A 19637-nucleotide genomic window follows, 5' to 3' on the forward strand; every position below is an offset into this window, starting at 1 on the left:
GTTAGTTGCACCCCCGGTCAACCAGGGATAAGTCCTTCCTCGTTCAGCGTCTCCGCCACCTCTGCCAGGTCGGCATCCTCGGCGGGTAGGACCACGTCTGAACTGACCAACGCGTCGACGGGCAGTTTAGTGCCCACCTCACGCACGCGGTCGAGTAGCGCGGTGAGGGCCTCCCTGAAGGCGGCTTCGTCACCGGCGTCGACCGCCGCTTGCAACGCGTCGTCCAGCTCGTTCAGGTGCTCGAACTCGGTGTCGGCGATCTCGTACTGATCGTCGTGGGAGATCCGTACGATCATGCCGACTCCCCCGGCCGCGCCTGCTGCTGCGGCGCTTCCTGGGCCGCCTCGGCCTGCTCCGGCGCGGGCTGCGCAGCGTCGAGCTCCTTCGTCGCCTCGCCGGCGGTGATCTCGTTACGCAACTGTTGCATTTCGTGCTCGACCTGCGAGTCGCTACCGAGCTGGTCGAGCTCGCGCTGGATGTCGTCCTGCCGGCCGGTACTGCTCACGTCCTCGATCGCACCGGACTCGATGAGCTCGTCGAGCGCGCCAGCGCGCGCCTGCATCTCGCTCGTCTTGTCCTCGGCGCGCTGGATGGCCATGCCGACGTCGCCCATCTCCTCGGAGATGCCGGAGAAGGCCTCGTTGATCTTCGTCTGGGCCTCGGCCGCGCTGTAGGTCGCCTTGACCGTCTCCTTGCGGGTGCGGAACGAGTCGACCTTGGCCTGCAGCCGTTGCGACGCCAGGGTCAGCTTCTCCTCCTCGCCCTGCAGCTGCGCGTGCTGCTGCTGCAGGTCGGTGAACTGCTGTTGGACGCCGGACCGACGGGTGAGCGCCTCACGCGCCAGGTCCTCCCGCCCTTGGCTCATCGCCTGCTTGGCCTGGTTGGCCAGCTTCTCCGAAGACTGGTTGATCTGGTTCATCTGCAGCTCGAGCCGCTTCCGCGACGTCGCGACGTCGGCGACGCCCCGTCGCACCTTCTGCAGGAGCTCGAGCTGTTTCTGGTACGAGTAGTCCAGCGTCTCGCGGGGGTCCTCCGCCTTGTCCATCGCCTTGTTGGCCTTCGCGCGGAAGATCATGGTGAACCGCTTCAGCACGCTCATTTGCCGTGTAGCCCCCTCAGTGTCTGGCGCCAGCAGCATCGATTCGGATCCGAGTAGACCTCAAGCCTAGGCCAGTTGGCCGCTCAGCGGCGAGCCGCGGGCCAGGGGAAGTACCTCGCCGGCGAACAGGTAGGCAGCCGCCCTTGGCCCGGCGGTACCCGACCCGACTACCCTGAGGGCGTGTTCCGACGTCGCACCGCGGCCGCTGCGGCCGAAAAGAACGGGTCAGCGGACGGGTCCAACGGGCCCGCCGAGGACGAGAACGCCCCTGCCACCGGCAAGGGGCGGCCCACGCCCAAGCGCCGTGAGGCCGAACGGCGCCGCCGCACCTACGTGCAGGCGCCCAAGGACCGCAAGGAGGCTGCCCGGATGCTGCGCGAGCGGCAGAAGAAGGGCGAGACCACCGCGGGCGCGAAGACCACCCAGGACGTCCGGCGCGAGCAGTCCAAGGCGCTGCGCAGCGGCGACGAGAGCAAGCTGGGTCCCCGCGACGCCGGTCCCATCCGGCGGCTGGTGCGCGACGTGGTGGACACCCGCCGCGGCCTAGGCGGCTACTTCCTGTTCATCACCCTCGGTGTGCTGCTGTTCCAGATCTTGCTCTCCGTGGCCACCGGTCAACAGGTGATCACTGCGGCGATGTCCACGCAGATCCAGACGTACCTGATGTACGGCTGGTACGGCCTGATCATGCTGGTCGCCTTCGACTCGTTCGTCATGGTCCGCAACATGAAGCGGATCGTGCGCGACCGCTTCCCCGACCACACGGAACGCGGCCTGAACATGTACGCGGTCATGCGGTCGCTGCAGATCAGGAAGCTGCGGCTCCCGCCGCCGAAGGTCAAGCCGGGCGACGCCGTACGCGACTGACGGCACGTCCGACGACTCATCCGGATCCGGCGGGGGAACCACTCGGGGCGCGCGAGGCGACCCCGCGGCAGGGAAGGGAGTCCCACGGACGTGGCGGTTCCAAGCTCGTTCGAACCAGGAGCGGCCCGCTGGCTCACCAACATGGACAAGGTGCGCCAGGTGGTCAGGCAGGAGCTGGTGGCCAGCCAGCTGACGGCACACGTGCCCGCGGCGCCGGCCCGGATACTCGACGTCGGGTGCGGGCAGGGCAGCCAGACCATCCGGCTGGCCCGCAGCGGTCACCAGGTCACCGGGCTGGACGCCAGCGAGCGGATGCTGGATGCCTGCCGCAGCGCGCTGGCCGGCGAGGACGAGGCAACCAGGCAGCGGGTGCGCCTGGTCACAGGTGACGGCCACGCCGCCGTGGAGACCTTCGGCGCCGACGCGTTCGACGTGGTGCTCTGCCACGGCGTGCTCATGTACCTCCCCGACCCGACGCCGCTGCTGCGCGCGCTGATCGGGACGGTGACCCCGGGCGGCATGCTGTCGGTGCTCGCCCGCAACGGCGACGCGCTCGCGCTGCGGCCCGCGCTGCTCGGCAACTGGACGCAGGCGAAGGACGCGCTCACCGCGCCCGCCACGTACGTGAACAGGCTCGGCATAGAGGCGCGCGCGGACCGCTTCGACGACATGGTGGCGAACCTGCAGTCGGTCGGCGTGGACGTGGAGCAGTGGTACGGCGTGCGGGCGCTCACCGACGCGCTGCCCGACGGCGCTCCCCCGGCGGACATGGAGCTGATCCTGACCTGCGAGGAGCTCGCAGGGCGCACCGACCCGTACCGCAGGATCGCGGCCCTGCTGCACTTCATCGGCCGGGTCGGCAGCGCCCGATGACCGCCGCGTTCGCCAGGGCGCTGGCCAGCCAGCTGCCGGCCACCACACGCGTCGACCCGATGACCCGCGGCGCGTACGCGGGTGACGCGTCGCTGTACCGCGCGGTACCCGCCGCCGTGCTCTTCCCGCGCGACGTCGAGGACGTGGTCCGGGCGGTGCGGCTCGCGCGCGAGCACGGGGTGCCGGTGACCTCACGCGGCGGCGGCACCTCGATCGCAGGGAACTCGCTCGGCCCCGGGCTGCTCGTCGACTTCTCCCGCTACATGAACCGGGTGCGCGAGGTGGACCCCGAGGCCGCGACGGTGGTCGCGCAGCCGGGCGCCATCTGCGACGACCTCACCGCCGCGGGCGCGCCTTACGGCCTCGCGTTCCCGCCCGACCCTTCCACCCATGCGCGCTGCACCATCGGCGGCATGGTGGGCAACAACTCCTGCGGCGCGCACTCGGCCGCCTGGGGCACGACCGCCGACCACGTCCGTGAGCTCGAGGTGCTGCTCGCCGACGGCCGCATCGTGCGGTTGCGCCCAGGCGGCAGCGGTGACGCCACCCTCGATGACCGGCTCACGGCGATCCGCGACCGGCACCTGGAGCTGCTGCGTACGGAGCTCGGCAGGTTCCGCCGGCAGGTGTCCGGGTACGGCCTGCACCGGCTGCTGCCCGAGCATGGCTTCGACACCGCGCGCGCGTTCGTCGGCAGCGAGGGCACGTGCGGCATCGTGCTCTCCGCCACCGTCGGGCTCGTGCCCACGCCGGCGGCGAAGGCGTTGCTCGTGCTGGGTTTCCCCGACGTCATCGCGGCGGCCGAGGCCGCGCCCGCGCTGCCGGCGCTCGGCGCGCTGACCGCCGAGGGGCTCGACGGCGAGCTGGTCGACGCCGTGCGGCGGCGGCCGGGCCGCGGACACGTCGGCGACGAGCTGCCGCCGGGGCGCGGCTGGCTGATGTGCGAGGTCGGCGGGGCGACCCCGGAGGAGGCGCTCGACGTCGCGAACCGCATCATCGCCGCGGTGCCGCACGCGACGCACAGGGTCACCGACGACCCGGTCACCACCAGGTCGCTGTGGCGGGTGCGCGAGGACGGCTCCGGCATCGCGACCAGGGCGGCGGACGGCACCGAGGCCTGGGCCGGCTGGGAGGACGCCGCCGTACCGCCGGAGAACTTCGCCGCGTACCTCGGCGACTTCCGCACCCTGCTGGCCAAGCACGGCCGCAGCGGCATCCTGTACGGCCACTTCGGCGAGGGCTGCGCGCACGTCAGGATCGACTGGCCGCTGCATGAGCCAGGCGGCATCGCCGGGTATCGCAGCTTCGTCGAGGACGCCGCCGACCTGGTCGCCGCGCACGGCGGCACCGTCTCAGGCGAGCACGGTGACGGCCGGGCGCGGTCCGAGCTGCTGCCGCGGATGTACTCCGCCGAGGCGATGGCGGCGTTCGGCGCGTTCAAGCACGCGTTCGACCCCGACGGGGTGCTCAACCCGGGCGTCATCGTCGACCCTGCGCCGCTGGACGCGGAGATGCGCTTCGGCCCGCCGAAGCGGCCGCACGCGTTCGTCTCCGTCCAGGCGCTGCACGCCGACGGCGGCTCGTTCAGCAACGCCGTGCGCCGCTGTGTCGGCGTGGGTAAGTGCCGGGTGCCGCACGGCACGGCCATGTGCCCGTCGTACCAGGCGACCAGGGACGAGGTGCACTCCACCCGCGGCCGTGCGCGGCTGCTCGCCGAGATGCTCGAAGGCGACGTGGTCACCGACGGCTGGCGGTCCACGGAGGTACGCGACGCGCTCGACCTCTGCCTCAGCTGCAAGGCGTGCAAGAGCGACTGCCCGGTGGACGTCGACATGGCGACGTACAAGGCGGAGTTCCTGCACCACCACTACGAGGGGCGGCTGCGGCCGCGTACGCACTACAGCCTCGGCTGGCTGCCGCTGTGGCTGCGGCTCGCGCAGCTGGCGCCCGCCCTGGCCGGTCCGGTGGGGCGCACGCCGTCGCTGGCGAAGCTGGCGAAGACCGCCGCCGGGGTGGACCAGCACCGCGACCTACCGCCGCTGCCGGGCACCACGCTGCAGCGCGCGTTCCGCCGGCGCGGCTCGCGCGGTAGCGGCAGTGCCGGCACGGTCGTGCTGTGGCCGGACAGCTTCACCAACCTGCTCGAGCCCAGGATCGGCACCGCCGCCGTCGAGGTGCTCGAGGCGCTCGGCTACCGCGTCGTGATGCCGAAGAGTCCCGTGTGTTGCGGTCTCACCTGGTACTCGACCGGACAGCTCGGCGTGGCCCGCAGGGTCGTCGGCAACTCGGTCAAGGCGATCGCGCCGTACCTGGCCGCCGGTTACCCGGTGCTCGGGCTCGAGCCTTCGTGCGCCTCCGCGCTGCGCGACGAGGCACGCGAGCTGCTGCCCGACGACCCGCTGGTGGCGCGGCTGTCGCGGCAGCTGACCACGCTGCCCGAGCTGCTGGCGCCGCACGAGAGCAACTGGCCGTTCGGGTCGCTCGACATCGACGCGGTCGTGCAGGTGCACTGCCACCAGACGTCCACCAAGGGCGCGGCAGGCGACCTCGACCTGCTGCGGCGGATCGGCGTCCGGCCGGACCAGGCCGGGCCCGGCTGCTGCGGCCTGGCCGGCGACTTCGGGTTCGCCGCGGGGCACTACGAGGTGTCGCAGGCGTGCGCGGAGCAGTCGCTCTACCCGAAGGTGCGCGGCGCAGATACGGGCACGGTGGTCGTCGCCGACGGCCTTTCGTGCCGTACCCAGGTCACCCAGGGCACCGGGCGTACGGCCGTGCACACCGCCGAGCTGCTGCGTCGCGCCCTGCGGTGAGTGCGTCGTTCGAGGAGCTGCTCGACGAGGGGGCGGCCGGGCCGGTCGCCGGCTGGGACTTCTCCTGGTTCGCCGGCCGCGCCACCGAGCAGCGGCCGTCCTGGGGCTACGCCAGGCTGATGGGCGAACGGATGGCCGCCGCCACGTCCGCGCTCGACCTGCAGACCGGCGGCGGCGAGGTGCTGGCCGGGATCCCGCAGCCGCCGCCGCGACTGGTGGCGACGGAGGCGTGGCCGCCGAACGTCGCACTGGCGACCGAGCGGCTCGCGCCGCTCGGCGCGTCGGTCGTCGAGGTGGCCGAGGATGCGGCGCTGCCGTTCGCCGACGGGTCGTTCGACCTGGTGGTCAGCCGGCACCCGGTGGTCACCGACTGGCCGGAGGTCGCGCGGGTGCTCGCTCCCGGCGGTACGTACTTCTCGCAACAGGTCGCCGCGGGCTCGGTGCACGAGCTGACCGAGGCGATGCTCGGACCGCTCGAGCCGAGCCAGGCGCGCGACCCGCAGCGGATCTGCGCGGCAGCGGAGGCGGCGGGCCTACGGGTACGCGACCTGCGACGAGTGGCTGCGGATGGAGTTCTTCGACATTGCCGCCGTGGTGGTCTTCCTGCGCAAGGTGATCTGGACGGTCCCCGGCTTCGACGTGGACAGCTACCGGCTCGCCGAGGTGCACGAGCGGATCGTCGCCGAAGGCAGCTTCGTCGCGCACTCCAGGCGCTTCCTGCTGGACGCCGGCAAACCGGCCTGACCCGCGGTCACCGGTCGCGCTCCCTCGCCGTACCTGCGGGCGGTGTCGCGGAACGCGGCGAGCCTGGAAGAGCGCGCGAGGTCGGTCGACCTGGCCGGCGCCCGCGACGCCTCCACCGCGGATGACGGCACGATGCCCTTCGCCGCCGCCGCCGCGAGCACGGCAGGCAGCAGTGCCTGGACCGCGGCCGCGTAGCCCCTGGCCGAAGGGTGGTAACGGTCCGGCCCGAACATCCCGGCCGGGTCCGCGTTGAACGCCGGGGCGAGCTCGCCGAGCGCGGCGACGTGGGCACCCGCCCCGACGGCCCCCGTTCCTGGCGGGCCGCGTAGCTCGTGCTCACCTTCGCGGCGAGGCCCCGCAGCGGCTGCCAGATCGGCTCCACCGTGCCGACGTCGGGACAGGTGCCGACGACGACCTGGCTGCCGGCTCCGCGCAGCCGCTCCACCGCACCGGCGAGCAGCTCCGGACCGTGCGCCAGCCAGCGCTGGTGCGTGACGTCGTTCGCACCGACGATCAGCAGGCCGATGTCCGGCGGCTGGCCGGCCGCGAGACCGGCGTCGAGCTGCCCGGCCAGGTCCGTCGACCGCGCACTCACTTCGCGACGTTCGCCACGTCGACCGGCCGGTGCGCCCGCCGCGCCAGCTCGGTCGCGACCCCGGCGGCTATCGTCTCCTCCCGCTGCACGCCGTACCCGGCGGCGAGCGAGTCGCCGGCGACCAGCAGCCGCACCGGCGCGCCCCGCCCCTTGCCGTACCTCCCGTCGGTGTGCGGCGGCTGGGCGGTGGGGCGCCCGATCACCTGCCGCGCCCGCCACGCCTCGAACCCGAGCAACACGCCGAAGCCCACGCCGGTGACCGCCGCCCCGCCCAGCCCGTAGGCGAAACCCCTGGCGCTGCCAGCCGGCACCCGCACCCTCCGTTCAGTACCGCTGCTCGACGAACTCCGCGACGGCGGCCACGCACGACTCCACGGGGTGAGTGTCGAGGAGCCGGTCGAGCAGCGCATGGTCGACGTCGACCTGCTGCCGCACGAGGTCGTCCCGCAGCTGCGCGGCCCCGCCCATCGCGGTGGCCACCGGCTCGGGCAGCACGCCGCGCACACCGAGCAGCTCGAAGGCGGCACCGTCGTCCGCCGGCGGCCCCCACTGCTCGACGGCGCAGAGGTGCTGTGCCACGTCGGCACACGACCCGACCGCCGTGACGAACGCGTAGCTCACCCCGCGCAGCCAGATCGGGTCGCTGCGGCGCTCCTTGGCTGCCCCCGCCTCCTCGCGCAGCAGCGCGATGTCGTGCGTGACGCTACGCAGCCGCCACAGCACCCGGATCTCGTCGATCGGCTCGCCAGGCACGGCGTCAGTGATCGTCCGGTGCAGCGGCGACCACTCGGGTCAGCGCGTCGGCCAGGTGGGCGCGGTCGGCGGCCGAGAGGTCGGCGGCGAGCTCGTCCAGCCGCGCGGCGACCGAGGCGTGCGCCCGGTCGGCGAGCCGGCTGCCCTCGTCGGTCAGCTGCACCCGGCAGGCGCGCCGGTCGTCCTCGTCCCTGGCCCGCGCCACCAATCCGCGGCGCTGCACCCGGTCGACGAGCCCGGTGACGCTCGACTTCTCCAGGTGGAGCAGCCGGCAGAGCTCGGACATGCCGAGCGGCCGCTCGGTCAGCAGGCAGAGCAGCTGCGCATGCTGCGGTGTCATGTCGTGCCGCCTGCTGGCGTCGGCGAACACGTGCTGGACGAGGTGCGTCAGCCGTACCAACGCATCCGCCAGCTGCGCCGGGGACCGCACCGGCGTGGACGTGGTCATGGCAGCACCTCCCGCGCAGAAGTCTAGTTGACGGTCGTTCGTGACGCGAACTATTTTAGTTGGTATTGCGAACTACATCGGAGGGACAGGGTTCCTGATGGACGTGTTCACCGCCGCCGAGCTCGAGTACCTGCGCGGCAACCAGCTGCTCGCACGGCTGGCCACCGTCGGGCGCGACGGCATGCCGCACCTGTCCCCCGTCGGCTGGTCGCTGCGGCCGGACGGCCGCACCATAGAGATCGGCGGCCACAACTTCGGCGGCTCGAAGAAGTTCCGCGATGTGCAGCGCACCGGCCTGGCCGCGCTCGTCGTCGACGACGTGCTGCCGCCGTGGCGGCCGCGCGGCGTGGAGATCCGCGGCCGCGCCGAGGCGGTCAGCGGCGGGCGCGTCGTCATCCGCATCCACCCGCAGCGGATCGTCAGCTGGGGCCTCACCCCGGCCGACACCGTCGAGGCCAGCTACCACGCCCGCGACGTCGAGGAGACCACCAATGCCTGACTACGGACACGACCTGCGCTTCGGCATCAACCTGGTGCCCGCGGCGGCGGACCCAGGCCGCACCGCTGCGCTCGCCCAGCTCGCCGAGCGCAGCGGCGCCGACCTGGTCACGTTCCAGGACCACCCGTACCAGCCCGCGTACCTCGACACCTGGACGCTGCTGAGCTACCTCGCCGCCGCCACCGACACCGTGCACCTGGCCGGCAACGTGCACCCGGTGCCGCTGCGCCAGCCCGCGGTGCTCGCGCGCAGTGCCGCCAGCCTGGACCTGCTCAGCGGCGGCCGGTTCGAGCTCGGCCTCGGCACCGGCGCGTTCTGGGACGCGATCGAGGCGATGGGCGGGCCGCGCCGCTCCCCCGGCGAGGCGATCGAGGCGCTCGACGAGGCCGTCCAGATCATCCGCGCCAGCTGGGACACCGACAGCCGCGGCAGCGTGCGCGTCGACGGCAAGCACTACCGGATGCACGGCGCGAAGCGCGGCCCGCGGCCGGCACACGACATCGGCATCTGGCTCGGCGCGTACCGGCCGCGGATGCTGCGCCTGACCGGGCGACTGGCCGACGGCTGGCTGCCGTCGCTGCCGTACCTCGAGCACCCGGACCGGCTGGCGGACGGCAACGCCGTCATCGACGAGGCCGCCGCGGCTGCCGGGCGGGAGCCGCGGGACGTCCTGCGACTGCTCAACCTCGGCGACGAGCTGGCGCCCGAGCAGCTCGCGGACCTGGCGCTGCTCTACGGCACGAGCACGTTCCTGTTGCTCACCGACGACGAGACGGCCGTCCGTAGGTTCGCGGGTGACACCGCGGCCAGGGTCAGGGAGCTGGTCGCCAAAGAGCGCTCCGGTTAAGGTCGACCGGAGAATCCTTCGAAGGGACGGGCCGGATGCAGCCGTGGTCGGCGCAGTGGGCGGGCACGCTCCACGAGCACGTCGTCAGCAGCGACGTGCTGCGCAGCAACCCGCTCGGCGACCCGCACGAACGGCCGCTGTGGGTGTACACGCCACCCGGCTACGCGGACCGGCCCGACCGGCACTACCCGAGCGTCTACGTGCTCCAGGGCTACACCGGGTTCCTCACCTCGTGGACCAACCGCAAGGCGTTCCGCAAGCCGTTCCCCGAACTGGTCGACGAGCTGTTCGCCGACGGCGACACACCGCCGGTGGTCGTCGTCTACGTGGACGCGTGGACCGCGTACGGCGGCAGCCAGTTCGTCGACTCCCCAGGCACCGGCAGGTACCACACGTACCTCTGCGACGAGATCGTGCCTTACATCGACGTGCACTACCGCACCCTGGACGCCGCGACGCACCGCGGCATCATGGGCAAGTCGTCCGGCGGCTTCGGCGCCATGATCACGCCGATGCTGCGCCCTGACCTGTTCGGCGGCCTCGCCACGCACGCAGGCGACGCGCTGTACGAGTACCTCTACCTGCCCGAGTTCTCCAGGTGCGTGCGGCTGCTGCGTGACTACGACGGCGACATCGACCGGTGGTGGAAGGACTTCAACCAGCGGGTCGCGTTCACCAAGGACGGCGACGAGACACTGCTGATGACCCTCGGGTGCACCGCGGCGTTCTCCGCAGGCGCGGACGGCCGACCGCAGTTGCCGTTCCACCCCCGCACCGGCGTGCTCGACCAGGAGCTGTGGCAGCGCTGGCTCGACTGGGACCCGGTGCGCATGGTGCCGCGGTACGCGGAGGCGCTGCGCTCGCTCCGCGCGTTCTGGGTCGACGGCGGCACCGAGGACGAGTGGAACCTCGACATCGGCGCCGAGGCGTTCCGGCAGGCGCTGCTCGACATCGGCGTCCCCGACGACCGCATCGCCTTCGAGCTGTTCGACGCCGGCCACGGCGGCATCGAGTACCGCTACCCGCTCTCCCTGCGCCACCTCGCCAACGCACTGTCACCGAAAGGGTCTTGATGAGTACCAGCCAGACGAAGGTCGCCGTCATGCAGTTCGCCGCCGGCTCCGACAAGGACGAGAACCTCGCGACGGTCCAGCGGCTGTTCGACCAGCTGCGCACGACCCTCGGCTCCGACTCGGCGCCGGCCATGGTCGTGCTGCCCGAGGCGGCGATGCGCGAGTTCGGCCCCGCAGGTGACCAGCTGGCACCGCACGCCGAGCCGCTCGACGGCCCGTTCGTCCAGGAGCTCGCCAAGCTCGCCAAGGACCACGCCACGACCGTCGTCGCAGGGGTGTTCGAGAGCGGCGACGGCGACCGCGTCTACAACACGCTGGTCGCGCTCGACCCGGCCGGCGACCTGGTCGGCGCGTACCGCAAAGTGCACCTGTACGACGCGTTCGCGTTCCGCGAGTCCGACCGGCTGATCGCCGGCACCGAGGAGCCACCGGTGCTGACCGGTGTGCTGCCCGGGCTGACCGTAGGGCTCCAGACCTGCTACGACCTGAGGTTCCCCGAGACGAGCCGGTCGCTCATCGACCGCGGCACCGACGTCATCGTGCTGCCCGCCGCCTGGGTGCGCGGCCCGCTGAAGGAGGACCACTGGGCCACGCTGGTGAAGGCACGCGCAATCGAGAACACCTCGTACGTGGTGGCGTCCGGGCAGTGCGGACAGGTGTGCGCGGGCAACAGCATGGTGGTCGACCCGCACGGCGTCACCGTCGGCTCGCTGGGCGAGCAGGAGGGCGTGTTCACCGCACTCCTCGACCCGGCGCGTATCGCGGAGGTACGTAAGGTCAACCCGTCGCTGACCAACAGGCGCTATCCGGTGACGACCCTGGGCGGTTGACCGCGTTCCGCGGCCACGGCCCGGGCCGTCGTCGCACCTCTTGTAGACCTCGCCACGGGGGCGTAGCGTCGCCTGCAGGCCGACGGTCGAGCACCCGTTGGCGTCTCGTCCGTCGCGCCGATTCGAGCACGACGCGCTCCATCGGCGAAGCGAGGCGACCATGGCGAGCAACAAGGCAGTGCAGTACGTCAGTCCGGGCAATGTCGAGGTACAGGCCATCGACTACCCGACCTTCCAGCTGAGCGACGGGCCGGGCGTCAACCCGGCCAACGTCGGGCGGCAGGTGCACCACGGTGCCATCCTCAAAGTGGTGGCCACCAACATCTGCGGCTCCGACCAGCACATGGTGCGCGGCCGCACCACCGCGCCAGCCGGGCTCGTGCTCGGGCACGAGATCACCGGCGAGGTCGTCGAGACCGGCCGCGACGTCGAGTTCATCAAGACCGGCGACCTGTGCTCGGTGCCGTTCAACATCGCATGCGGCCGCTGCCGCAACTGCAAGGAACGGCACACCGGCGTGTGCCTGAACGTGAACCCGGAACGCCCCGGCTCGGCGTACGGGTACGTGGACATGGGCGGCTGGGTCGGCGGCCAGGCCGAGTACGTGCTCGTGCCGTACGCGGACTGGAACCTGCTGGCGTTCCCCGACAAGGACCAGGCGATGGAGAAGATCCTCGACCTGACCATGCTCTCGGACATCTTCCCCACCGGGTACCACGGCTGCTACTCGGCGGGCGTCACCACCGGGTCCACGGTGTACGTCGCGGGCGCGGGGCCGGTCGGGCTGGCGGCGGCGCACTCGGCGCAGCTGCTGGGCGCGGCCGTGGTGGTCGTCGGTGACATGAACACCCAGCGGCTGGAGCAGGCCCGCAGCTTCGGCTGCGAGACGGTCGACCTGTCCGCCGACGCCTCGCTGCCGGACCAGCTCGAGCAGGTCCTCGGCGTCCCCGAGGTCGACGCCGCGGTGGACGCCGTCGGCTTCGAGGCGCGCGGCCACGGCCAGGACGCCGCGCACGAGGCACCGGCGACGGTGCTGAACTCGGTGATGGAGGTCACCAAGGCCGCGGGGCAGCTCGGCATCCCCGGCCTGTACGTGACCGGCGACCCAGGCGGCGTCGACGATGCGGCGAAGGTCGGCAGCCTGTCCGTCCGGATCGGCCTCGGCTGGGCGAAGTCGCACTCGTTCACCACCGGCCAGTGCCCGGTGATGAAGTACCACCGCGGCCTGATGATGTCGATCCTGCACGGCAAGGCACAGATCGCCAAGGCGGTGAACGCCACCGTGCTCCCGCTCGACCAGGCCCCGCGCGGCTACCAGGAGTTCGACAAGGGCGCGGCGAACAAGTACGTCCTCGACCCGCACGGCCTGATCGCCGCCTGACCGTACGGTCCAAGGCGCTGCCGGCGTCCCGCGGTCTACGGGGCGCCGGCTACGCGTCAGGCCTGCAGGGACATCGGCCCGTACACCTCGCGGCCGTCCTCGAGGAGGGTGACCTGTTGCACGCCCTGCTCGAGGAGGTCGCGCCAGTTCTCGCCCAGCCAGGTCTCGGCGTCGGACTGCGAGGGGAAGCGCTCGACGACGTCCGAGCCGTCGCCGAGTTTCGTGACGGCGCCGGTCTCGTCTTCGTACCGCCATTGCCAGGACATCCGGAAAGGGTAACGAACCTGCCGACCGCTCGCGCCGCTGTCCGCCCGGGCTGCTTGGATAACCCTGGCAACACGCTGTCGGGCAGCACGAGCGAAAGGGAGCAATGTCGCGCATCGGCCAGTTTCGGTTGCGGAGTCTGACGGTGGCTCGCGGAGCGCTGGTGACGGCGGTCGCTCTGCCCGTCCTGCTCGCGGGTACACCCGCGTACGCAGCCGACGACGGTGGGCTCTACGGCAGCCAGGACCCCGGCTTCGACGGCACCTTCAGGCAGAGCCTCGCCATCCTGGCGCTCCAGTCCGCGGGCGAGCCGGTTCCGCCGCGGGCCATCGAGTGGCTGGCCGACCAGCAGTGCGCCGACGGCGGGTGGGCCCCGTACCGCGCCGACACGACCACCAAGTGTGCGGCGAAGAAGGAGGACAGTAACTCCACCGCGCTGGCCGTGCAGGCGCTGGCCGGCGTCGGCGGGTTCTCCGCCGAGGTCGACCAGGGCCTCGGCTGGCTGCGCGACCAGCAGAACGAGGACGGCGGCGTCGGGTACGACCCCGGCGGCGCGACCGACGCGAACTCCACGGCGCTGTTCGTCCAGGCGCTCGCGGCCGCCGAGGTCGACCCGACCGGCGAGACCGTGGCAGAGAACTCACCGGTCGACGCGCTGCTCGACCTGCAGCTGGGGTGCGACGCACCGCGGCGTACCCGCGGCGCGTTCGCGTACCAGGCGGCCAAGGGCGGCGGCGAGGAGCCGGCGGCCAACGACATCGCCACGGTCGCCGCGCTGTTCGCGCTCAGCGGGCAGGTGCACCCGGTGACCGAGCCGGGCAGCGGCGAACCGCAGCCGCTGTCGTGCGGCTCGGCCGTGGCCGACCCTGAGGTGCCGGACGCGGCCGCGGCCGCCGCCGACTACCTCGGCGGCGTGCTGGCGAGCAACTCCGACACGGTGCCCGCCCTGCAGGGCGACGGCCCGGACCTGGGTACCACGGCGAGCGCCGTGGTGGCGCTCAGCGCGTTCGGCGCGGCGGACGAGTCCGAGCAGGCGATGGCGGCGCTGACCAAGAAGGCGAGCAGGTACGCGAAGGGTCCGGACGGCGAGGACGCGCCGGCCAGCCTCGCCAACCTGGTACTTGCCGCCTCGGCCGCGGGCACCGACCCCACGGACGTCGCCGGCGACGCCGTGACCAGGCTCGCGGAGACCGGGCCCGAGGCGCCACAGACCACCGTGGCGCCGAAGAAGCGGGCGACCGAGGAGCGGGAGACGACTCCGGCGACGAGCGGCAGCTGGACCGCCGCCGTGGTGATCGGCGCCGTGGTGGCGCTCGGCGTGCTCGTCCTGCTCCGCCGACGCGGGGAGCAGGGCGATCAGTAGGTTCCTCCGCGGGGTGCGCCGCTGCCGGCGAGGTCTGCTCGCGGTCGCGGCGGCGGTGGCGATGTGTCTCACCCTGCCGAGCGCGGCGTACGGCGCCGGCTACCGGTACTGGTCGTACTGGCGGCTGGCCGACGACGGCTGGGCGTACGCGACGAGCGGCCCGGCCAGCCACCGGCCGGACGATGGCTCGGTGGACGGCTGGCGGTTCACCGCGAGCAGCGAGCAGGACGCGGCGGAACCGCGCCGCACGCCGAGCTTCGACCGGGTCTGCGCGGGCACCAGGATCAAGGACGGCTACAAGCGGGTCGCGCTGGTGCTCGACTACGGCACCGGCAACGACACGCCACCCGGTGAGTCCGCACCGAAGAGCCGACCGGTCACGAGCTGCGTCGTCGTCGCCGAGGACGCGACGTCGCTCGACGTGCTGAACCGCGAGACGCGTACCAGGACCGCGAGCAACGGGCTGCTGTGCTCCATCAACGGCTACCCGGAGCGCGGCTGTGCGGAGTCGGCGACGAAGACCGCGACGCCGTCGGCGGCGAGCTCGACCAACGGCGCGGACGACACCGGCGGCAGCGGCGGGTCGAGCACCGCAGTCGCCGTGCTCGTCGGGCTGGCGATCGGGGGCGGCCTGATCGTCGCGATGACCGCGCGCCGCCGCAGGGAGAACCGCTAGCGCCGGTACGTACCGTCCGTCGAAGAGTTCGCCGGCAACGCTTCAGCTGGTGACAAGTCGCGGATACGGTCCCGGTCCATCAGCCGCCAGGCCGGCTGCACGAACGGCAGCACCGTCGCAAGCAGGTACGCGCCGCCGATGGCGAGCAGCGCCGTGGTGAGGCCAAGCGTGGACACCAGCCAGCCGGCAACCAGCCCGCCGACGGGGATGCCGGCCCACGCCAGCGCGCCGACGGCGCCGAGCACGCGGGCGCGCAGGTGCTCGGGGATCCGCTCGAACTCCGCCGCGCCGAGCAACGGGGTGATCGCGCCCGCGGTGAACCCGCTCACCGCGGAGATCACGAGCACCGCAGGCAACCCGTCGGTGGCGGCGAGCACGAAGTACGACGGCGAACCGGCGACCAGGAAGCAACAGGCGTAGGTGATCCGGCGCGGTAGCCGATGTGCCACCGCGCTGAACAGCGCGTTGCCGAGCACCGCGCCGACGCCGAACGCCCCGCCGATCAGCCCGACACCGGTCGCCGACCCCACGGCGTCCTTCACCCAGACCGGGATGAACACGGCCATCCGCGCCTGGTCGAACAGGTTCGTGGCGAGCACCATCAGCGCGATGGCCCGCAGCAGCGGGTCGCGCACGGTGTACGCCAGACCGGCGCGCAGGTCGTGCAGGTAGCCGCGTACGCGCGCCGGCCGTGCCGCGTCAGCGTCCCCAGCCGGGCGGCGGCGGACGAACCACTGCACCAGCACGGCCGCGACGACGAAGCTGGCCGCGTCCATGTACAGGGCGTTGACCGCACCGACGGTGGCGGCGAGCACGCCACCGAGCGGCGTGCCGACCAGGCTGCCGACCCTACTGACCCCGTCGAGCAGGCCGGCGCCGCGCTCCATCGGCACCCGCGCCTCGACGACCGTCTCCGGCACCAGCACGTGCTTGGCGTTCTCCCCCGGCCCGCGGAACGCACCGAGCACCGCCACCAGCACGCACAGTCCCCAGAACGGCAGCCGGTCGGTGCTGTACAGCAGGGGCACCGCGACCAGGATCGCCGCGCTCGCGGCGTCGCACAGCACGCTCACCCTGCGGCCGCCGAACCGGTCGACGAACGGCGCGGCGAACGCCTGCAGCACGACGAACGGCAGCATCTCCGCGAACACGACCAGGCCGGTCTGTACGGCGCTGCCGGTGGTTACCAGCACCAGCCAGGGGATCGCGACCACGGACACCTTGCTGCCGGTGGCCGAGATGCCGGCCACCGGCAGCAGACCGGCGAGGCCCGCACGGCGGCGGACGGGCATCGCTACTCGGCGCCGTCGTCGGCGGAATCGCCGGCCGGCTGGTCGCCGGGGAAGAAATGCGGGAAGACCTGGAACTGCGCGGCCACCAGTCGCGCACCCTCCGGGCGCTCACCGCTGCTCGCGTTGCGGTACCTGTCCACGAGCTGCTTCATCTCGTGGTGCAGCTGTTCGGCCTCGGCCGGGGTCAGCCGCAGCATGCTGTCGGACATGGTGCTCGCGTCCTGCCACTCGTCCGGCAACGCGTCGCGGTGGTCGAGCCACCGTTTGATCTTCTGGGCGTAGAGATCGGCTGAGGCGTACAGGTAGTCGTGGGCGAGCACGTCCGTCTCGCCGGCGTCAGGATCCTCGGTGTCGCCGCGCTGCACCACCATGCGCGGGTCGAACCAGGTGCGCTGGTGCTTCGCCTTCCACCACCGTTCCCTGGTCGTGCCGCGGCCCTCGTCCTCCTCGATGAAGCCGTACGCGGCGAGCTGCCGCAGGTGGTAGCTGGTCGCCGCCGAGCTGAGCCCGAGGCGGTCTGCGATCTTCGTCGCGGTGGACGGCCCGTCCGCCCGCAGCAGGCCGAGGATCTGCGGCCGCAGCGGGTGGGCCATCCCCCGCAGCGACTTCGCGTCGAGCAGGGTGTCGTGCTCGGGGTCGAAGCCCTTCGGCAGCTTCTGCGGCTGCTCCTCGGGTGGGTCCACCATCGGTGTCGCCCTTCCTCTCCGCGTGCCCGGTCAGCCCGCGTACGACGCGTGCACGCGTACGGCGACGAGCCGCCTCTTGGCCTTCCGGTACCTGCGCTCGGCCCGCCGCACCGCCTGCGCCTGGCGTACTGCCCGGTTCGCCGCCGCCTCCGCACGCAGCTCCTCGGCGCGCACCTGGACCAGTTCGTCGTACCGCATCAGCGCCACCTCCCGTCGACGCCAAGACTACTTTGCAAAGATCTCTTTGCCAAGCTTTCTTTGCATGGGTTTCTTGGCACCCCACGGACGCCGCCCTACCAGGGCAGCGAACCGGCGAGCGCGGCTAGCGGGTGGCGGGGGTGACGAACGGCGGCTTGACGACCTGGCACCTGGCGGCGCGGCCGCGTACGTCCACGGTCACCTCGTCGCCGACGGACACCTCGCGGTCGAGCAGCGCCAGCGCGATGCCGACCTTCTTCGTCGGCGAGAACGTGCCGCTGGTGACCGTGCCGACGGGCGCGCCGTCGCGGGAGACGGTCATCTCCGGGCGCGGGATCGCGCGGTCGACCGCCTCCAGGCCGCGGACCGACCGGCGGGCGCCGTCCGCGCGCTCCTTGCTGAGCACGTCCCTGCCCCAGAACGCCGGCTTCTGCCAGCCGACCGCCCAGCCGGCCCGCGCCTGCACCGGCGTGATCTCCTGGGAGAGCTCGTGGCCGTGCAGCGGGTAGCCCATCTCGGTACGCAGGGTGTCGCGCGCGCCCAGGCCGGCGGCCTGCACCCCGTGCTCCGCGCCGGCGCCGAGCAGCGCGTCCCACAGCCGCGCGGCATCCGCGTACGCGGGCAGCAGCTCGTAACCCTGCTCGCCGGTGTAACCCGTGCGGCACACCACGACCTGGCTGCCCTGCCACTCCGCGTCCACGAACGACATGTAGTCGTGCTCGTGCGGCAGGCCGACGGCACGCAGCACGTCGGCGCTGCGCGGGCCCTGCACGGCCAGCACGCCGTACGACTCGTGCTGGTCGGTCACCGTGACGCCGGCGGGCGCCTCGGCCTGCAGCCGACGCACCACCTCGGCCGTGTTCGCGGCGTTGGGCACCAACAGCACCTCGTCGGCGCCGCGCAGATACGCGATGAGGTCGTCGATCACTCCCCCGGTCGGGTCGTCGCAGCACAGCGTGTACTGCGCCTGGCCGGGCGCGATCTTGCCGAGGTCGTTCGCGAGTGTCCCGTTGACGTAGTCGGCGGCCCCGCTGCCGCGGACGACCGCCTTGCCCAGGTGGCTGACGTCGAAGATGCCGACCGCCTCACGGACGGCGGTGTGCTCCTTCACCACGCCGCCACCGGCGTACTCCAGTGGCATCTCCCAGCCGCCGAACTCGGCGAACTTCGCGCCGTTCGCCGCGTGCCAGTCGTGCAGGGGTGAGTGCTTAAGGTCGGCTCGATCGCTCATGCCGTCGACCGTACCAAGAGCCGCAGGCCCCACCCGGCGCTCACGGGGCCACGTTCCCCGCGAGCGCCGAGCAGGTGTCCTACTTCACACCACCAGTGGTGAGACCGGCGATGATACGCCGCTGGAAGACCAGTACGGCCACCACCAACGGCACGGTGACCACCACACCGGCGGCCATCTGCGTACCGAACGGCTGGTCGAAGCCGGTCGACCCGGTGAACGTCGCGATGGCGACGGTCGCCGTCTTCATGGAGTTCTCGTTCACCATCGACAGCGCGATGATGAACTCGTTCCACGCCATGATGAACGTGATGATGGCCGTCGTGAACACGCCGGGCGCGGCGAGCGGGATGATGATCTTCCTGAACGCCTGGCCGGGTGTGCACCCGTCCACCATCGCTGCTTGCTCCAGGTCGAACGGCAACGTTCGGAAGAACGCGGTGAGGTTGAACACCGCGAGCGGCAGCGCGAACGACAGGGTCGGCAGGATCATCGCCTGGTAGGTGTTGATCCACCCCAGGGTGTTGGTGAACAGCTTCAGCAGCGGCACGATCAGCGAGATGGTCGGGAACATCGAGGTCGCCACGATGATGGCGAGCACGAGGTTCTTGAACCTGAAGTCCAACCGTGCCAGCGCGTACGCGGTGGTGATCCCGATGATCAGGGTCAGCAGCGTCGTCGTGCCGGCCACGATCAAGCTGTTCAGCAACGCCCGCCAGAAACCGACCGACGGGCTGAACACCGCGAAGAGGTTCTCCATCGAGATCGGCCACGCGATGGGAGCGTTGCTGAACTGGTCGCCCGGTCGCCTGAAGGCGGAGACGACCATCCAGTAGAACGGAATCAGGCAGTACAGCACGATCACGGCGATGCCGAGATTCGCGAGCACGTGCCGTTCCTTCTTCGGCTGCGCCGGCGCAGGTGCCTCGCTGGCCGCCGGCGCCCGCTCAGTCGTCGCGGTCATGCCGCCCTACCTTTCTGGTGTGCCTCCGGTCGTCCGGAATGATCGGGGTGTGCAGGCAGGGCCGGTATGGCTTTCATGCTGGCTGCCCTCGATGGCTCTGGTGGCTTGGCCGCTGGCCCCGCCACCTTGTTCCGACCGCTGATA

Annotated in this window: 20 protein-coding genes and 1 pseudogene; 11 read left to right on the forward strand and 10 right to left on the reverse strand. The window is 72.0% G+C overall.

The window, feature by feature from the left end; all coding sequences use genetic code 11:
* Positions 1–17: 17 nt before the first annotated feature.
* Positions 18–296: a hypothetical protein gene (locus GEV07_22230; protein ID MQA05322.1), complete on the reverse strand. Its 279-nt coding sequence runs from the start codon at positions 294–296 to the stop codon at positions 18–20.
* Positions 293–1099, reverse strand: a complete 807-nt coding sequence (locus tag GEV07_22235) for a PspA/IM30 family protein (GenBank protein MQA05323.1) — start codon at positions 1097–1099, stop codon at positions 293–295. Before GEV07_22235 ends, GEV07_22230 begins: the two co-directional genes overlap by 4 nt.
* Before the next feature lie 75 nt (positions 1100–1174).
* On the opposite strand from GEV07_22235, the gene GEV07_22240 reads away from it, so the two are divergent.
* From GEV07_22240 to GEV07_22255, 4 genes and pseudogenes are all read left to right on the forward strand, one after another.
* Entirely contained in the window at positions 1175–1966 is a 792-nt protein-coding gene (locus tag GEV07_22240; GenBank protein MQA05324.1) for a DUF3043 domain-containing protein, read from the forward strand.
* A 141-nt stretch (positions 1967–2107) separates the two neighbouring features.
* Positions 2108–2839, forward strand: a complete 732-nt coding sequence (locus GEV07_22245) for a methyltransferase domain-containing protein (GenBank protein ID MQA05325.1) — start codon at positions 2108–2110, stop codon at positions 2837–2839.
* Positions 2836–5649 (forward strand): FAD-binding protein, encoded by a 2814-nt coding sequence (locus GEV07_22250; GenBank protein ID MQA05326.1) that lies wholly within the window; start codon positions 2836–2838, stop codon positions 5647–5649. Before GEV07_22245 ends, GEV07_22250 begins: the two co-directional genes overlap by 4 nt.
* A pseudogene (locus tag GEV07_22255) lies at positions 5646–6393 on the forward strand (methyltransferase domain-containing protein). The gene GEV07_22250 and the pseudogene GEV07_22255 overlap by 4 nt, the downstream one beginning before the upstream one ends.
* Positions 6394–6984: 591 nt before the next feature.
* Here the strand turns inward: GEV07_22255 and GEV07_22260 are convergent.
* From GEV07_22260 to GEV07_22270, 3 genes are read right to left on the reverse strand one after another with little or no spacing between them, the layout of a single operon-like run.
* A complete protein-coding gene (locus GEV07_22260; protein MQA05327.1) occupies positions 6985–7299 on the reverse strand; it encodes a hypothetical protein in 315 nt (104 codons plus the stop codon).
* A 13-nt stretch (positions 7300–7312) separates the two neighbouring features.
* A complete protein-coding gene (locus GEV07_22265) occupies positions 7313–7765 on the reverse strand; it encodes a DUF86 domain-containing protein (protein MQA05328.1) in 453 nt (150 codons plus the stop codon).
* A complete protein-coding gene (locus GEV07_22270) occupies positions 7746–8189 on the reverse strand; it encodes a MarR family transcriptional regulator (GenBank protein ID MQA05329.1) in 444 nt (147 codons plus the stop codon). The genes GEV07_22265 and GEV07_22270 overlap by 20 nt, the downstream gene beginning before the upstream one ends.
* Before the next feature lie 97 nt (positions 8190–8286).
* On the opposite strand from GEV07_22270, the gene GEV07_22275 reads away from it, so the two are divergent.
* The 5 genes from GEV07_22275 to fdhA all read left to right on the forward strand — a co-directional run bounded on the left by GEV07_22275 (position 8287) and on the right by fdhA (position 12819).
* Positions 8287–8688, forward strand: a complete 402-nt coding sequence (locus GEV07_22275; GenBank protein MQA05330.1) for a PPOX class F420-dependent oxidoreductase — start codon at positions 8287–8289, stop codon at positions 8686–8688.
* Entirely contained in the window at positions 8681–9535 is an 855-nt protein-coding gene (locus GEV07_22280; GenBank protein ID MQA05331.1) for an LLM class flavin-dependent oxidoreductase, read from the forward strand. Before GEV07_22275 ends, GEV07_22280 begins: the two co-directional genes overlap by 8 nt.
* Positions 9536–9570: 35 nt before the next feature.
* Positions 9571–10608, forward strand: coding sequence for an enterochelin esterase (locus tag GEV07_22285; GenBank protein MQA05332.1), 1038 nt, complete (start codon positions 9571–9573; stop codon positions 10606–10608).
* The gene (locus tag GEV07_22290) at positions 10608–11438 is read left to right on the forward strand and encodes a hydrolase (protein ID MQA05333.1); all 831 of its coding nucleotides are present in this window, start codon (positions 10608–10610) and stop codon (positions 11436–11438) included. The genes GEV07_22285 and GEV07_22290 overlap by 1 nt, the downstream gene beginning before the upstream one ends.
* A 160-nt stretch (positions 11439–11598) precedes the next feature.
* On the forward strand, positions 11599–12819 hold the full coding sequence (gene fdhA, locus GEV07_22295; protein MQA05334.1) for a formaldehyde dehydrogenase, glutathione-independent: 1221 nt from the start codon (positions 11599–11601) through the stop codon (positions 12817–12819).
* 56 nt (positions 12820–12875) lie between these two features.
* Here fdhA and GEV07_22300 read toward each other — a convergent pair whose 3' ends face one another.
* Complete coding sequence (locus GEV07_22300) at positions 12876–13085, reverse strand: hypothetical protein (GenBank protein MQA05335.1); 210 nt, start codon at positions 13083–13085, stop codon at positions 12876–12878.
* Positions 13086–13189: 104 nt separating this feature from the next.
* Here GEV07_22300 and GEV07_22305 point away from each other — a divergent pair, with 104 nt between their 5' ends.
* Together GEV07_22305 and GEV07_22310 are read left to right on the forward strand one after the other, a co-directional pair.
* The gene (locus tag GEV07_22305; protein ID MQA05336.1) at positions 13190–14446 is read left to right on the forward strand and encodes a hypothetical protein; all 1257 of its coding nucleotides are present in this window, start codon (positions 13190–13192) and stop codon (positions 14444–14446) included.
* A gap of 13 nt (positions 14447–14459) precedes the next feature.
* A complete protein-coding gene (locus GEV07_22310) occupies positions 14460–15122 on the forward strand; it encodes a hypothetical protein (protein ID MQA05337.1) in 663 nt (220 codons plus the stop codon).
* Here the strand turns inward: GEV07_22310 and GEV07_22315 are convergent.
* The 4 genes from GEV07_22315 to GEV07_22330 all read right to left on the reverse strand — a co-directional run bounded on the left by GEV07_22315 (position 15119) and on the right by GEV07_22330 (position 19493).
* Positions 15119–16414 (reverse strand): MFS transporter, encoded by a 1296-nt coding sequence (locus tag GEV07_22315; GenBank protein ID MQA05338.1) that lies wholly within the window; start codon positions 16412–16414, stop codon positions 15119–15121. The genes GEV07_22310 and GEV07_22315 overlap by 4 nt on opposite strands.
* Positions 16415–16416: 2 nt before the next feature.
* The gene (locus GEV07_22320; GenBank protein ID MQA05339.1) at positions 16417–17100 is read right to left on the reverse strand and encodes a helix-turn-helix domain-containing protein; all 684 of its coding nucleotides are present in this window, start codon (positions 17098–17100) and stop codon (positions 16417–16419) included.
* 322 nt (positions 17101–17422) lie between these two features.
* A complete protein-coding gene (gcvT, locus tag GEV07_22325; protein MQA05340.1) occupies positions 17423–18529 on the reverse strand; it encodes a glycine cleavage system aminomethyltransferase GcvT in 1107 nt (368 codons plus the stop codon).
* Positions 18530–18608: 79 nt separating this feature from the next.
* Positions 18609–19493, reverse strand: a complete 885-nt coding sequence (locus GEV07_22330; GenBank protein ID MQA05341.1) for an ABC transporter permease subunit — start codon at positions 19491–19493, stop codon at positions 18609–18611.
* Positions 19494–19637 lie beyond the last annotated feature (144 nt).

The sequence above is a fragment of the Streptosporangiales bacterium genome (genome assembly GCA_009379825.1).
Taxonomy (GTDB): domain Bacteria; phylum Actinomycetota; class Actinomycetes; order Streptosporangiales; family WHST01; genus WHST01.